A 13,913-nucleotide genomic window follows, 5' to 3' on the forward strand; every position below is an offset into this window, starting at 1 on the left:
TTGAAATCTAGACGTTACGCAGCGCAACGTCAACATGAATTCCGTAATTTTATTCAAATTGATTTATTTTCCGGAATGGAACATACTTTTGCCATATAAGAGGAATCTGCTATGAGCACCACAAAATCTGAGGCGAGCCGCCTGGAAGGCGATACCCCGGCGCAACGGCTGCTAACGCTGCTTGAGGTAATATCAGAGAAAGATCAATTCTTTACGTTGCAGAGCATGGTTGAGGAAACCAATATGCCCAAGCCGACTCTGCACCGGATGCTGCAGCAGCTGGAAAGCTCGGGAATGCTGCAGCGCGAAGCTGATGGACGCCACTACAGCCACGGCAGGCGCCTGCAGCAGCTGGCGGAAAACCTGCTGTTGAACGACACGCTGCGCGGCGCGCGCCATGCCATCTTGAGCTCGCTGGCCGAGGAAATCGGCGAAAGCTGCAACATTACCGCCCTGTCGCACGGGGAAGTTCTCTATCTGGATCGCGTGGAAACCTCGGCACCGCTGCGCTTTTATTTGCAGCCAGGGTCGCGCGTCCCCGTCCACTGCTCCGCCAGCGGCAAACTTTTCCTGGCGCAAATGACACCGGCACAGCGGCGCCGTCTTCTATGCAACCTGCCGCTTGAGCGCTTCACGGCGAATACGCTCACCGATCAGCAAGCGCTGGAAGAAGAAATTCAGCATGTTAAGCAGCGCGGCTACTCCTTTGATAACGAAGAGTTTTTACCCGGCCTTTTGTGCATAGCCGTACTCGCATCAAACCCTCAGGGCGTTTCCAATATCGGGGTTGCTGTCCAGGGGCCAATCATGCGCTTTAATCACGACCAGGCACTCGCCTGCCTGCCGGCCCTCAGGCGCGCTGCGGACGCCATTGCCGATCTCTGCCAGGAAGGCGTCTCCCCGGCCGATCAAGCCTGATACCCGAGCCACACCGCGAGGCTTGACGGACGGCTTATTTTTGCCTGCTACACGTCATAAGGAAACACCATGTCCCACACACGACTATTGATGACCAAGGCGTATATCAACGGCCAATGGCATGACAGCGCGCGCCACTTCGCCGTGACCAACCCGGCCAACGGCGAAGCGCTTGCCCAAGTGCCCGATATGGGGGCTGAAGACGCCCGGGAAGCGATTGCCGCCGCTGACCAGGCGTTTACCGGCTGGCGTAAAAAAGCGGCCAAGGAGCGCGCGGCGCTGCTACGCCGCTGGTTTGAGGGCATCATGGCGCACCAGGAAGAGCTGGCGCAGATCATGACGCTGGAGCAGGGCAAGCCGCTAGCCGAGTCGCGCGGGGAGGTCGCCTACGGCGCAAGCTTTGTCGAGTATTTTGCCGAAGAAGCCAAGCGAATCGCCGGAGAGACCCTTCCCGGCCACGGGGCAGACAAACGCATCCTGGTATTTCGCGAGCCCGTCGGCGTCGTCACGGCCATTACTCCCTGGAACTTCCCCCTGGCGATGATTACCCGCAAGTGTGCGCCGGCGCTGGCAGCCGGCTGCAGCGTCGTCATCAAGCCGGCAGAGGCGACTCCGCTGACGGCACTGGCCCTTGCCAAACTGGCGGAAGAGGCCGGGTTGCCTGCCGGCGTGCTCAACGTCATTACCGCCTCCACAGGGGCTGAAGTCGGTGAAGTTCTGAGTACCGATGCGCGAGTCCGCAAAATCTCTTTCACTGGCTCGACTCCAGTGGGCAAAAAGCTCCTTGCCCAGTGCGCCGATACCGTCAAGAAAGCCTCGATGGAGCTCGGCGGCAACGCCCCCTTTATCGTTTTTGACGATGCAGATATTGACGCCGCGGTAGAGGGAGCCCTGCTCTCCAAGTACCGTAATACCGGCCAGACCTGCGTATGCACCAACCGTTTTCTGGTGCAGGATAGCGTCTATGAAACCTTCCTTGAGAAGCTTTCCGCCCGGGTCAAGGAGCTCAAGGTGGGCAACGGCATGGAAGATGACGTGGTTCAGGGGCCCCTGATCAACCAGGCGGCCGTGGAAAAGGTCCAGACGCATATCGGCGACGCCCTGGATAAAGGCGGCCGCCTGGTCTGCGGCGGCAAGCCTCACGCCCTGGGCGGCACCTTCTTCGAGCCGACGGTTATTGCGGATGCGACCCCGGACATGCGCGTCGCCCGGGAAGAAACCTTTGGCCCGCTGGCGCCGGTGTTCCGCTTTACCACTGAAGAAGAGGCCGTTGCGCTGGCCAATGCCACCGAGTTTGGCTTGGCAGCCTATTTCTACGCTCGGGATTACCGGCGCATCTGGCACGTCTCAGAGAGCCTGGAATACGGCATGGTGGCCGTCAACGAAGGGCACCTTTCTACCGAGCTGGCCCCGTTCGGCGGCGTCAAGGAATCCGGCCTGGGTCGGGAAGGCTCCCGCTACGGCCTGGAAGAATTCACAGAGCTCAAATACGTGTGTATCGGCAGCCTCTAACACAAGAAAGCCCGTGCCGGGCTAAGCACGCTGTTCGGGTTCATAGTGCTAAACGAAAGCCTGACCTCGATTCAGCTTGTCGGCATCGGGCTGATTCTGCTGACCGTCACAACGCTGAGCCCTTCCTCTCCTCAACGCGCGCAGTGAGTGGCGCGGGCTATGCGCGCTGGCAACAAAGTGGCCGGCGCGGGGCCGGCCAAGGCTAATCGCAAGCGATCTCAATTTAAGCTCAAGTGCCGCTATATCCGCCTGCCAATTACGGGTCTTTCAGCCTGTGCCTACCCACCTGCAACGCTGGACGGTCAGCGTCAAGTTCCGCCAGCGGCATACATTCCTGCATACTTTCCCGGCAGCGTTGCGTTAACGCTTGGTACTCCCGGGTACCGCTCTGTTTCCAGCCCACCTCTTTATCGCTTAGCTGGCGATGAACGATAGCCGGGGCTCCTAGAATCAGTGAAGCGGGCTCGCAGCCGAAGCCGCTTTTGACAAAAGCGGCAGCGCCGACAATGGAACGCTCAGCAATCACCGCCTCGTCCATAACCACAGCATTCATTCCTACCATGGCATCAGACTCAATCACGCAACCGTGTAATACGGCACCGTGGCCAATATGGCCGTTACTTTTTATCACTGCGTCGCGCCCGGGGAAGGCGTGCACTACGCAGGTATCCTGAAGGTTGGCACCCGACTCCATCACGATACGACCAAAATCACCGCGCAGCGATGCACAGGGCCCAATATAGCACTCAGCCCCTACCTGCACATCGCCAATCAGCACGGCTGTTGGGTGCACATAAGCAGAAGGGTGTACCACAGGCGTGACGCCATCGATTCGATAACAGGGCATATACGCACTCCTATTTTTGCCTCAATATTCAATACCTTGCGACACATTCCTGTATCAAAAACAAAATTCGTCGATATTTAACTTCCGCAAATTACGCCATGAGTAGCGAATTTTCCCTCATACTAAAGGACAATATTCTAAAAATAACAACAAAATCAGCCAATTAAAAAACGCCGCATGTACAACAGGAATCCGATACAGAAAAAACACCTGTGAAAATTGACCTGTATCAATTTTTCCCGATATTCTCTTCTTAGGTACATGGCCCGGTCACCCGGAAAGCTCAACGACAACATACCTCGGCTTCCGTGTCCGCTATCAGACCATGCTGAAAAACCCAATAACGCAATCCCGGAACCTCTCATGCCACAGATACTGCTCTCGGAAGGGCCGGCTCAGGGCGTTCGCCTGTTAACGCTTAATCGTCCTGACGCTCTCAATGCCTTGAATACAGCGCTACTTGCTTCCCTCAGCGATGAGCTGGATGCCGCTGAAGCTGATCCAGAAACCCGGGCCATTGTCATTACCGGCAGCGAGCGTGCCTTTGCCGCCGGGGCTGATATCACCGAAATGGCAGCCCGCGACCTGGTCGGCATGCTCAACGATCCGCGTATTGAGCACTGGGCACGTATCCGCCGTTTCACAAAACCCCTCATCACGGCCATCAACGGCTTCTGCCTCGGCGGCGGCTGCGAGCTGGCCATGTGCGGCGATATCCTGATTGCCGGCAATAAGGCCCGCTTCGGCCAGCCAGAAATCAATCTCGGAATCATGCCCGGCTCGGGCGGCACCCAGCGTCTGGTACGTGCTGTCGGCCAGTCGCTGGCCATGCAAATGGTGCTCACCGGCGAGCCCATCAGCGCTCAGCGCGCGCTGGACGCAGGCTTAGTCAGCGAGGTTTGCCAGCCGGAGTTAACCGTCGAACGCGCTCTTGCTATTGCGCGCACCATCGCCTCCAAGGGGCCGATTGCCGTGGAGCTGGCTCGCGAAGCAATACAGCGCGCTGAAGACATGGATCTCGCCGCCGGCCTTCGCTTTGAGCGTCATGCCTTCACCATTCTGGCCGCTACTGATGACCGCCGAGAGGGTCTTGAGGCTTTCCAGAACAAGCGCAAACCGACATTTTCCGGGCGCTAAAGCCAGAGTATCGATCTCCTCAATCCGGCCCCCGGGATTCCTGTGACCTATAAGGATAGCTCCATGACTGAGCAGAGTGTGCTTCTCGATATTGATCAGGGCATTGCCAAGATTACCCTGAACCGGCCGAAGAGCCTCAACAGTTTCAACGTTGAAATGCATGAGCAGATGCGCTCTGCCATGAAAACCATCCGCAAAGACCAAACGGTGCGTGTGGTTCTCCTTACCGGCAACGGCCGTGGCTTCTGTGCTGGACAGGACCTGTCGGATCGTAATGTGAAGCCAGGCGAGGAAGCGCCGGATCTAGGTTTTTCCATCGAGAACTATTACAACCCGCTGCTGCAGACCATCCGCAACCTGCCTATGCCCGTTATCTGCGCTGTTAATGGCATTGCCGCCGGGGCCGGCGCCAATATTGCGCTGGCCTGCGATATTACGCTCGCAGCACGCTCAGCCAGCTTTATCCAGGCATTTTGCAAAGTTGGCCTGATTCCCGACTCGGGCGGCACCTGGATACTCCCCCGCACAGTAGGCCTGGCCCGGGCCAAGGGCCTAGCCCTATTGGGTGACAAGCTAAGTGCAGAAAAAGCCGAGCAATGGGGCATGATCTGGCAATGCGTGGAAGACGAAGATCTAGAGGAAGAGGCCTGGAGCCTCGCTCGTCATTTCGCGTCTCAGCCAACCAAAGGCTTGGCCATGATCAAAAGGGCGCTGCACGAAAGTGCTAATAACAGCTTTGACGATCAAATTCTGGTCGAACGAGACCTGCAGCGGCTGGCCGGACGCACCGAGGATTATCGTGAAGGCGTGGCAGCTTTCATGGAAAAACGCACGCCGGACTTCAAGGGGAAATAATCATGCAGGCACTAGTAACAGATACGCCGATAGCCGTGATTGGTGCCGGAGCCATGGGTTCTGGGATCGCCCAGGTTGCTGCCCAGTCCGGGCATCGCGTATACCTGCTGGATCAACGAACAGGGGCTGCCGAAGCGGGTCGACAGAACGTTGCCAAGCAGTTGCAACGCCGAGTCGATAAGGGGAAGCTAAAGCAATCTAGCCTGGACTCGCTGCTCGAACGCATCATCCCGATTAGCGATTTCGACGAACTGGCCAGTGCCGGCCTGGTTATTGAAGCCATCATCGAAGATATCGAGGCCAAGCAGAAACTCTTTGCCGAACTTGAAGCCATTTGTACCAAACAGGCAATTCTTGCAACCAACACTTCGTCTCTCTCCGTGACGGCACTAGGTGCCAGTATGGAGCATCCGGAGCGTCTCGTTGGGATGCACTTTTTCAACCCTGCTCCCCTAATGGCATTGGTCGAGGTCGTCAAAGGCCTAGCCACCAGCGAAGACGTTGCCCAATGTGTTTACGCCACCGCTATCCAATGGGGCAAGAAGCCTGTTATCGCAACATCAACACCGGGCTTCATTGTTAACCGAGTCGCTCGCCCTTTCTATGCAGAAAGTTTGCGCCTGCTGTACGAGCAGGCCACCGATAGTGCCACACTGGATGCGCTCATACGCGAAGCCGGTGGCTTTCGCATGGGGCCGTTCGAGCTGACGGACCTGATTGGCCACGACGTTAACTATGCGGTAACCACATCGGTTTTCAATGCCTACTATCAGGACACTCGCTTCCTCCCCTCCCTGGTTCAGAAAGACCTGGTAGACGCAGGGCGCCTAGGACGCAAGAGTGGTCAAGGGTTTTACCACTACACTGAAGACGCGCAAAAGCCGCAGCTGGCTACGGCTGAGACCGCCCACACTGAAGAAGACACGCTAATCGTGGAAGGTAGTGCCGGTCCACTTGCTCCCCTAGTGGCGCGGCTGCGCAATCATGGTTGCGAGGTTGTCGAGCGAGACGGGCCTGGCCGCCTGCTATTTGGAGCAGCGGTACTCGCGTTAACCGACGGCCGCATGGCAACCGAACGTGCCGCTGAAGACGCCTGTAATAATCTGATCCTGCTGGATTTGGCGTTCGACTATACCCAAGCCAACCGGTTAGCCATTACCGCTGCTGAACAAGCCTCCCCTCGGGCTATCAATGATGCCTGCGCCCTTCTGCAAAAGGCCGACATCGCGGTTAGTCACATAGCCGATCGTCCGGGGGTAGTGATCATGCGCACTGTGGCCATGCTCGCCAACGAGGCTGCAGATGCCTATCTGCACGGCGTGGCATCTCTGGATGATATCGACCTGGCCATGAAAGCAGGTCTGAACTATCCGGAAGGCCCGCTGCGCTGGAGCGACAATCTCGGATTCAGCCTGGTGCATACCGTACTGACCAATATGCAGCAAAGCTACGGCGAAGACCGCTACAGGCCGTCGTTGCTGTTGCGCAAGAACCGATTCGCCGAAAAGGGGTTTTATTCATGAGCCAAGCGTATGACGACGCGCAACAGCTGGCTCAGGACTGCGCGGCATCCATGTATGCAAGAGACCTTGCCAGCCAGAATCTTGGCATAACGATTACCCGAGTATCTCCAGGTGAAGCCACAGTATCCATGGCTATCACCGATACCATGATTCAGGGACATGGTTCATGTCACGGCGGCTATCTGTTTACGCTTGCCGATTCGGCATTTGCCTTTGCCTGCAACAGCTATGACAAGGCCACGGTGGCCTCGGGCTGTTCTATCGAATACATGAAGGGGGCCCAAAAAGGTGACGTGTTGACGGCCAGCGCCATCGAGCAGTCCCGTGGCAACCGTATGGGTATCTACGACATTACGATCACAAACCAGAACGACCATGTCATTGCCTTGTTTCGCGGCAAGTCCTACCAGGTACGCGGCAACGTTATACAGTCGGAGACCGTCGAATGAGTCACAACAATAGCCTGAAAGATGCCTATATCGTAGACACCGTCAGAACCCCCGTGGGCCGCTATGGGGGAGTCCTGGCCTCCGTGAGAGCGGATGATCTGGGCGCTGTTCCCATGAAGGCCTTGAAAGACCGTTATCAACAGCTGGATTGGGCCAGCGTGGATGACGTGCTTTATGGCTGCGCCAACCAGGCCGGTGAAGACAACCGCGATGTGGCCCGCATGTCGTTACTGCTTGCCGGGCTCCCGGTAAATGTTCCGGGTAGCACTATTAACCGTCTGTGCGGCTCCGGCATGGACGCCATTGGCACTGCCTCCCGCGCACTGCGCACGGGAGAAGCCAAGCTGATGCTGGCCGGCGGCGTGGAATCCATGTCCCGGGCACCGTTCGTGATGGGTAAGGCCGAAACGGCCTTTAGTCGCAAAGCCGAAATATTCGATACCACGATAGGCTGGCGCTTCGTCAATCCGATATTGGAAAAGCAGTACGGCATTCATTCCATGCCGGAAACGGCCGAAAACGTCGCCGCTGACTACAATATCTCGCGCGAAGATCAGGATGCCTTTGCCCTAAGAAGCCAACAGCGCACGGCCGCAGCCAGGGAAGCAGGTTACTTTGATCGGGAAATTGTTCCGGTCAGTGTGCCCCGGCGTAAACAGGATCCGCTCACAGTGGATACCGACGAACATCCGCGTGAAACAAGCCTGGAAAAGCTAGCTAGCCTCGGGACTCCTTTCCGGGACGACGGTAGCGTAACAGCCGGTAATGCCTCTGGTGTTAACGATGGCGCCTGCGCCCTATTGCTGGCAAGCGGCGATGCGCTGAAAGAACACAACCTGAAGCCCCGGGCACGAGTTGTCGCGATGGCCACGGCTGGGGTTGAGCCGCGCATCATGGGCATGGGGCCTGCGCCGGCTACTCGTAAAGTATTGAAAACATCCGGCCTGGACCTGGCTGACATGGACGTCATCGAGCTGAACGAAGCGTTTGCTGCTCAGTCATTGGCGGTGCTTCGCGATTTGGGTCTGCCGGACGACGCTGAACATGTTAATCCGAACGGCGGCGCTATCGCCCTGGGTCACCCTCTGGGTATGAGCGGGGCCCGCCTAGTCACTACCGCACTCAACGCGCTGGAATGCCGTCATGAACAGAGCCAGAGCGCCCGTTACGCCTTGTGCACTATGTGTATCGGTGTGGGGCAAGGTATAGCGCTAATTATTGAGCGTGTCGATCACGCAACATAACTGAACAGGCCCGGGCACCCGGGCCCAATCCTTAAACTTATACGGCCCGGGAAACAATTCGCCGGGGCAACAAAAACAAAGCAGGACACAGCCATGAATCTCCCCATGCACAAGCTCGGAAAACTGGATCGAATGGAAACTGCCAGCGTGGACGAGCTTCGCCACGAACAGCTCCAGCGCTTGCGCTGGAGTGTCTGGCACGCCTACACCAACGTGCCGCACTATCGCCAGGCATTCGATGAAATTGGCCTTAAGCCCATGGATATCAACAGTCTGGAAGATCTCGCCAAAGTACCGTTTACGACAAAGGATAGCCTGCGGGACAACTATCCTTTCGGCATGTTTGCGGTGCCCATGAAAAAAGTGGTTCGAGTACATGCGTCCAGCGGTACCACCGGTAAGCCAACCGTCGTCGGTTACACCAAAGGTGATATTGAAACCTGGGCTGACATAGTGGCCCGCTCCATCCGAGCGGCCGGCGGCAGTGCAGGCGATAAAATCCATGTTGCCTACGGCTATGGCCTTTTCACAGGCGGCTTAGGGGCTCACTACGGCGCCGAACGCCTTGGCTGTAGCGTTATTCCCATGTCCGGCGGGCAGACAGAGAAGCAGGTTCAGCTGATCAATGATTTTGAGCCGGATATCATCATGGTAACGCCCTCCTATATGCTGAACATTGCAGACGAGCTGGATCGACAGGGCATGGATCCCAGAGACCTGCCGCTGCGCCTGGGTATTTTCGGTGCTGAACCCTGGACCAACGAAATGCGTGCCGAACTTGAAGAACGGCTCAACATCCAGGCCCTGGATATTTATGGCTTATCAGAAGTCATGGGGCCAGGGGTCGGTATGGAATGCCTGGAAACCAAAGACGGTCCTACGATCTGGGAAGATCATTTCTATCCGGAAATTATTAATCCCGAAACCGGTGAGGTGCTCCCAGACGGCGAATACGGTGAGCTGGTTTTCACCTCTTTAACCAAGGTAGCCATGCCGGTGCTCCGCTACCGAACTCGTGATTTGACGCGCCTGCTGCCGGGTACCGCTCGCCCCATGCGCCGGATTGACAAGATCACCGGTCGCAGCGATGACATGCTGATTATCCGTGGCGTGAACGTATTCCCCAGCCAGATTGAAGAACAGATACTCAAGTGTCGCGCATTAGCCCCACACTATGAAATCGTGGTTTACAAAAAGGGCAACATGGACTGTGTGGATATCCGAACTGAGCTCAAGTCAGATGTCAACGGCACCGGCACCGGCACCCGAGAGCAAACAGCCAAGGAGCTCAATCATCACATCAAGTCCTACATCGGTATTAGCACTAGCGTGAAAGTGGAGGATGCAGGAACCATCAGCCGCTCTGAAGGCAAGGCCAAACGCGTCTTCGATCGCCGTAAGGGATGACAGCTACGCTTAAGCCGGCTCTTCGACCTGCCTAGGCCACTGCCTTTCTCAGCAAAAAAGCCAATTGCCGGCACAACCAAAAACTTTCTTTATTTTCAATATCTTACCCATAAGTGGAAAAATACTGAACCCTGAAATGATACAGAAAAAACATACTTGAAATTTGTTCTGTGTCATATAATATGGAATTAGCCCTGTGGATCGTCGCACGCGTTGCCAACGGCGAGCGGCGAATTTTGCAAATGATATTCGGAGAGAGTCATGTACGCACAGATGGTTGATACTGGCGCCAAGCGCCTCAAAAGTCTGGAAGAAATGTCTCCCGAAGAAAGGAGCTTCCAGGAAAAGATAGATGCCGAGATAAAAATTGAAGCCAAGAACTGGATGCCCGAAGGCTATCGCAAGACACTGATCCGCCAGATGTCTCAGCATGCCCACTCAGAAATTGTCGGCATGCTGCCGGAGGGGAACTGGGTCACTCGTGCGCCGACCCTCAAGCGTAAGCTTCAGCTAATGGCAAAGATCCAGGACGAGGCCGGTCATGGCCTCTACCTCTACAGCGCCGTAGAAACTCTGGGTGCCGATCGCGACGAAGAAATCCAGAAGCTGCACGACGGCAAGGCCAAGTACTCTACTATTTTTAACTACCCGACTCTGAACTGGGCCGATATGGGTGCCGTCGGCTGGCTGGTTGATGGTGCTGCTATTGTTAACCAGGTCGTGCTGCAGCGTACCTCCTACGGTCCCTATTCCCGTGCCATGGTACGCATCTGCAAGGAAGAAAGTTTTCACCAGCGCCAAGGCTACCAAATACTGTTGGACATGATGCGTGAAGGCACCCAGGAGCAGAAGGATATGGTGCAGGACGCGATTAATCGCCTCTGGTGGCCGTCATTGATGATGTTCGGTCCTCACGATGATGAGTCTCCTAACTCACAACAGTCCATGGTATGGAAGATCAAGCGCAAGAGTAACGACGAATTGCGGCAGATGTTCATCGACCAAACCGTTCCACAGCTTGAGTTTCTCGGCTGCACTGCGCCGGACCCCGACCTCAAGTGGAATGAAGAGACAGGTCACTATGACTTCGGCGAAATCAATTGGCAAGAATTCTACGACGTTCTCAAGGGCAATGGCCCCTGCAATCACGAACGTCTTGCCACTCGCCGCAACGCAATTGATGAAGGTGCTTGGGTGCGGGACGCAGCCGTTGCCTATGCCGCAAAAAAACAACAGCGTAAAGCCGCTTAAAGAGGAGAGATCACAATGGCTGAATGGCATCTTTACGAGGTTTTCGTACGCAGCAAGCACGGCCTGAACCACAAACACGTAGGCAGCGTACACGCTGCTGATGATGAAATGGCCATGGAAAACGCCCGTGAACTCTATACCCGTCGTAATGAAGGGGTAAGTATCTGGGTTGTTCCGTCGGCCATCATTACAGCATCAGCTTCAGATGAAAAAGAGGTACTATTCGATCCGTCTGAAGATAAGGTTTACCGGCACGCTTCATTTTACAAGCTGCCCGATGAAGTCGGACACATGTGAGGAGCCTCCCGATGACACAGCAAGAAGCCCTGCAGGAATATCTGCTTCGCTTGGCTGATTCCGACATGATTCTGGGACAGCGCTTGAGCGAGCTTGTTGGTAAAGCGCCCGCTCTGGAAGAAGAACTGGCGTCTACCAACGTTGCTCTCGATCTGATCGGCCAGGCACGCCACTGGTATGAATACGCTGCCGACCTTATCAACAATGGACGCGATGCGGATAACCTAGCCTTTTTGAGGGATGCCCACGACTATCGCAATCTACTGATGGTCGAGCAGCCCAATGGAGATTATGCCGTTACTATCGCTCGCCAGTTCTTCTTTGATGTGTGGCACTACTTCACGCTACAAAGTCTGGTCAATGCCAGCGACGAGCGCATTGCCAACGTTGCGGCGAAGGCGATCAAGGAAGCTACTTACCATCTGCGCCGCTCTGCCGAATGGGTCAGGCGGATGGGTGACGGCACTGAAGAAAGCCACCGCCGTATTCAGCATGCCTTTGACTTGCTATGGCGTTTCACAGGTGAGCTAGTAACGCCGGATGATACCGATCATGCCATGTTCAAGGCGGGCATCGGCCCGGACCCAGAACAGTTGAAGCAGGACTGGTTCGGCATGGTGCATGAAGTAGCAGCACAGGCCACTCTGACACCGGGCAAAGAAGATGCCTGGATGTACATGGGTGGCAAACACGGCGTTCATACCGAGCATTTGGGTTTCATTCTGGCCGAGATGCAGTTTCTGCCTCGTGCCTACCCGGATGCCACAACCTGGTAAAGCCGCCTGATAAGGCTACATCCATCTGCCAAGGGGAGCACTTCCGGTGAATGAACGTGAACCATCATCCGTCGACGTACTGATTGCCAGTGATCAGGTACCGGCCAACGCCCGCCCTGAGTCTCTGTCGGAGGAAGCCATCTGGGCCTTGCTGGATAACGTCAAGGATCCGGAAGTGCCTGCTATCAGCGTGGTGGAGCTGGGTATTGTGCGACGCCTGAGCTGGGATGGTAAGCATTTAAGTGTGGATATAACGCCCACCTACTCCGGCTGCCCTGCTACTGAGCTGATCGAAGAGCTGATTGTCGAAGCCCTGCGCGCAGCCGGAATCCGCGACCCCCAGCTAAACCAGGTGCTGACACCGGCATGGACCACAGACTGGATCACTGCCGAAGGCCGGGAAAAGCTCCGAGCATTTGGTATAGCACCGCCACAGGGTAACGCCAGCAAAATGAGCCTGTTAGGCGCCGAAGAGACCATCGCCTGCCCTCAATGTGGCAGCGACCACACTGAACGCATTAGTGAGTTTGGCTCAACGGCCTGTAAGGCGCTTTACCGCTGCAGCGACTGCCTAGAGCCCTTCGATTATTTCAAGTGCATATAGAGTTGATACGATCATGAATAAATTCTACGCACTACCTCTTAACGAGGTCAGGCCGGAAACAAAAAACGCCGTCTCTCTGTGCTTCGACCTGCCCGAAGATTTGGCAGAAAAGTTCGAATATAAACAGGGACAGCACCTTGTCATACGCACGAAACTAGACGGCGAAGAGGTGCGGCGCACCTACTCCATTTGCAGCAGCGTGAATGATCAAGAGCTGCGCATTGCCATCAAGCGCGTACCTGGTGGCCTCTTCTCCACTTATGCTAGTGAGCAGTTAGAGCCCGGATCCACTCTGGAAGTAATGCCGCCGCAGGGCACTTTTTCTATTGACCTGGATCCAGAGCGCAAAGGTAACTATCTGGCAGTTGCTGCCGGTAGCGGCATCACACCGATTCTGTCTATCATTAAAACCACGTTGGAGACCGAACCCGAGAGCTCGGTCACTTTGCTATATGGTAACAGAAGCGTCAGCAACACCATGTTTCGCGACCAGCTTCAAGATCTGAAGAATGAATACATGTCCCGCTTTAACTTGGTATACACCTTTACCAGGGAAGAGCAGGATATCGACCTGTATAACGGTCGCATTGATAACGACAAATGCGACCAGCTATTTAAAAGCTGGATCAACGCCGAGCAGCTAACAGCCGCTTTCCTTTGCGGCCCCCAACTATTAACAGAAACCGTGCGTGATTCTCTTATTCGCCACGGCATGGATCCGGATAACGTTCATTACGAGCTATTCACGCCGGCCGGGGGGGTACCTCGAGCCCGCGAAGACCGTGCAGAAACCCGGGTGGATCCCGAAGCCGTCAGCGAGATCACTGTTAAGTCAGACGGTCGATCCCTGACGTTTGATCTAGTGCGCGATACCAAAAGCATACTTCAGGCCGGCAATGACGAAGGGGCAGATCTGCCCTTTTCTTGCCAAGCCGGCGTATGCTCGACCTGCCGCGCTAAAGTGTTAGAAGGCGAAGTGGAAATGGACCAAAACTTTGCCCTGGAAGATTACGAATTGGAAGCAGGGTACGTGCTGTCGTGCCAATGCTACCCCGTCAGCGACAAGGTCGTTCTTGACTACGACGAAATGTAA

The 13,913-nt window shown here is 55.8% G+C and carries 14 protein-coding genes; 13 read left to right on the forward strand and 1 reads right to left on the reverse strand.

What is annotated here, in order from left to right; genetic code table 11:
* Nucleotides 1-111 precede the first annotated feature (111 nt).
* Nucleotides 112-918 carry an IclR family transcriptional regulator gene (locus ACZ46Y_RS12655; RefSeq protein WP_311956687.1) on the forward strand — a complete coding sequence of 269 codons (807 nt, stop codon included), beginning with the start codon at nucleotides 112-114 and terminating at the stop codon, nucleotides 916-918.
* Nucleotides 919-987: 69 nt separating this feature from the next.
* On the forward strand, nucleotides 988-2,430 hold the full coding sequence (locus ACZ46Y_RS12660) for an NAD-dependent succinate-semialdehyde dehydrogenase (RefSeq protein ID WP_376717594.1): 1,443 nt from the start codon (nucleotides 988-990) through the stop codon (nucleotides 2,428-2,430).
* Nucleotides 2,431-2,686: 256 nt separating this feature from the next.
* On the opposite strand, the gene ACZ46Y_RS12665 is transcribed toward ACZ46Y_RS12660, so the two are convergent.
* A complete protein-coding gene (locus ACZ46Y_RS12665) occupies nucleotides 2,687-3,277 on the reverse strand; it encodes a phenylacetic acid degradation protein PaaY (protein ID WP_311956690.1) in 591 nt (196 codons plus the stop codon).
* A gap of 363 nt (nucleotides 3,278-3,640) precedes the next feature.
* On the opposite strand from ACZ46Y_RS12665, the gene paaF reads away from it, so the two are divergent.
* The 11 genes from paaF to paaE all read left to right on the forward strand — a co-directional run bounded on the left by paaF (nucleotide 3,641) and on the right by paaE (nucleotide 13,913).
* Complete coding sequence (paaF, locus tag ACZ46Y_RS12670) at nucleotides 3,641-4,414, forward strand: 2,3-dehydroadipyl-CoA hydratase PaaF (RefSeq protein WP_311956744.1); 774 nt, start codon at nucleotides 3,641-3,643, stop codon at nucleotides 4,412-4,414.
* A gap of 63 nt (nucleotides 4,415-4,477) precedes the next feature.
* Nucleotides 4,478-5,269 (forward strand): 2-(1,2-epoxy-1,2-dihydrophenyl)acetyl-CoA isomerase PaaG, encoded by a 792-nt coding sequence (gene paaG / locus ACZ46Y_RS12675; protein ID WP_311956693.1) that lies wholly within the window; start codon nucleotides 4,478-4,480, stop codon nucleotides 5,267-5,269.
* Between the two features lie 2 nt (nucleotides 5,270-5,271).
* Nucleotides 5,272-6,792, forward strand: a complete 1,521-nt coding sequence (gene paaH, locus ACZ46Y_RS12680) for a 3-hydroxyacyl-CoA dehydrogenase PaaH (protein WP_311956695.1) — start codon at nucleotides 5,272-5,274, stop codon at nucleotides 6,790-6,792.
* Entirely contained in the window at nucleotides 6,789-7,241 is a 453-nt protein-coding gene (gene paaI / locus ACZ46Y_RS12685; RefSeq protein WP_311956697.1) for a hydroxyphenylacetyl-CoA thioesterase PaaI, read from the forward strand. The genes paaH and paaI overlap by 4 nt, the downstream gene beginning before the upstream one ends.
* A 14-nt stretch (nucleotides 7,242-7,255) precedes the next feature.
* Nucleotides 7,256-8,485 carry a 3-oxoadipyl-CoA thiolase gene (gene pcaF / locus ACZ46Y_RS12690; protein WP_311956745.1) on the forward strand — a complete coding sequence of 410 codons (1,230 nt, stop codon included), beginning with the start codon at nucleotides 7,256-7,258 and terminating at the stop codon, nucleotides 8,483-8,485.
* Between the two features lie 93 nt (nucleotides 8,486-8,578).
* Complete coding sequence (paaK, locus tag ACZ46Y_RS12695) at nucleotides 8,579-9,892, forward strand: phenylacetate--CoA ligase PaaK (protein ID WP_311956700.1); 1,314 nt, start codon at nucleotides 8,579-8,581, stop codon at nucleotides 9,890-9,892.
* A 261-nt stretch (nucleotides 9,893-10,153) separates the two neighbouring features.
* Nucleotides 10,154-11,143, forward strand: a complete 990-nt coding sequence (gene paaA, locus ACZ46Y_RS12700) for a 1,2-phenylacetyl-CoA epoxidase subunit PaaA (RefSeq protein WP_311956713.1) — start codon at nucleotides 10,154-10,156, stop codon at nucleotides 11,141-11,143.
* Between the two features lie 15 nt (nucleotides 11,144-11,158).
* Nucleotides 11,159-11,440: a 1,2-phenylacetyl-CoA epoxidase subunit PaaB gene (paaB, locus tag ACZ46Y_RS12705; protein ID WP_311946515.1), complete on the forward strand. Its 282-nt coding sequence runs from the start codon at nucleotides 11,159-11,161 to the stop codon at nucleotides 11,438-11,440.
* An 11-nt stretch (nucleotides 11,441-11,451) separates the two neighbouring features.
* Nucleotides 11,452-12,216, forward strand: a complete 765-nt coding sequence (gene paaC / locus ACZ46Y_RS12710) for a 1,2-phenylacetyl-CoA epoxidase subunit PaaC (protein WP_311956725.1) — start codon at nucleotides 11,452-11,454, stop codon at nucleotides 12,214-12,216.
* A gap of 46 nt (nucleotides 12,217-12,262) precedes the next feature.
* Complete coding sequence (gene paaD / locus ACZ46Y_RS12715; RefSeq protein WP_311956735.1) at nucleotides 12,263-12,820, forward strand: 1,2-phenylacetyl-CoA epoxidase subunit PaaD; 558 nt, start codon at nucleotides 12,263-12,265, stop codon at nucleotides 12,818-12,820.
* Nucleotides 12,821-12,833: 13 nt separating this feature from the next.
* Nucleotides 12,834-13,913 (forward strand): 1,2-phenylacetyl-CoA epoxidase subunit PaaE, encoded by a 1,080-nt coding sequence (gene paaE, locus ACZ46Y_RS12720; RefSeq protein ID WP_311956737.1) that lies wholly within the window; start codon nucleotides 12,834-12,836, stop codon nucleotides 13,911-13,913.

The organism is Halomonas garicola (assembly GCF_055382465.1).

Bases quoted from the DNA above. Each gene is read 5' to 3' on its own strand.
- ACZ46Y_RS12655 (WP_311956687.1), top strand. From the start codon at position 112: ATGAGCACCACAAAATCTGAGGCGAGCCGCCTGGAAGGCGATACCCCG.
- ACZ46Y_RS12660 (WP_376717594.1), top strand. From the start codon at position 988: ATGTCCCACACACGACTATTGATGACCAAGGCGTATATCAACGGCCAA.
- ACZ46Y_RS12665 (WP_311956690.1), bottom strand. From the start codon at position 3,277: ATGCCCTGTTATCGAATCGATGGCGTCACGCCTGTGGTACACCCTTCT.
- paaF (WP_311956744.1), top strand. From the start codon at position 3,641: ATGCCACAGATACTGCTCTCGGAAGGGCCGGCTCAGGGCGTTCGCCTG.
- paaG (WP_311956693.1), top strand. From the start codon at position 4,478: ATGACTGAGCAGAGTGTGCTTCTCGATATTGATCAGGGCATTGCCAAG.
- paaH (WP_311956695.1), top strand. From the start codon at position 5,272: ATGCAGGCACTAGTAACAGATACGCCGATAGCCGTGATTGGTGCCGGA.
- paaI (WP_311956697.1), top strand. From the start codon at position 6,789: ATGAGCCAAGCGTATGACGACGCGCAACAGCTGGCTCAGGACTGCGCG.
- paaK (WP_311956700.1), top strand. From the start codon at position 8,579: ATGAATCTCCCCATGCACAAGCTCGGAAAACTGGATCGAATGGAAACT.
- paaA (WP_311956713.1), top strand. From the start codon at position 10,154: ATGTACGCACAGATGGTTGATACTGGCGCCAAGCGCCTCAAAAGTCTG.
- paaB (WP_311946515.1), top strand. From the start codon at position 11,159: ATGGCTGAATGGCATCTTTACGAGGTTTTCGTACGCAGCAAGCACGGC.
- paaC (WP_311956725.1), top strand. From the start codon at position 11,452: ATGACACAGCAAGAAGCCCTGCAGGAATATCTGCTTCGCTTGGCTGAT.
- paaE (WP_311956737.1), top strand. From the start codon at position 12,834: ATGAATAAATTCTACGCACTACCTCTTAACGAGGTCAGGCCGGAAACA.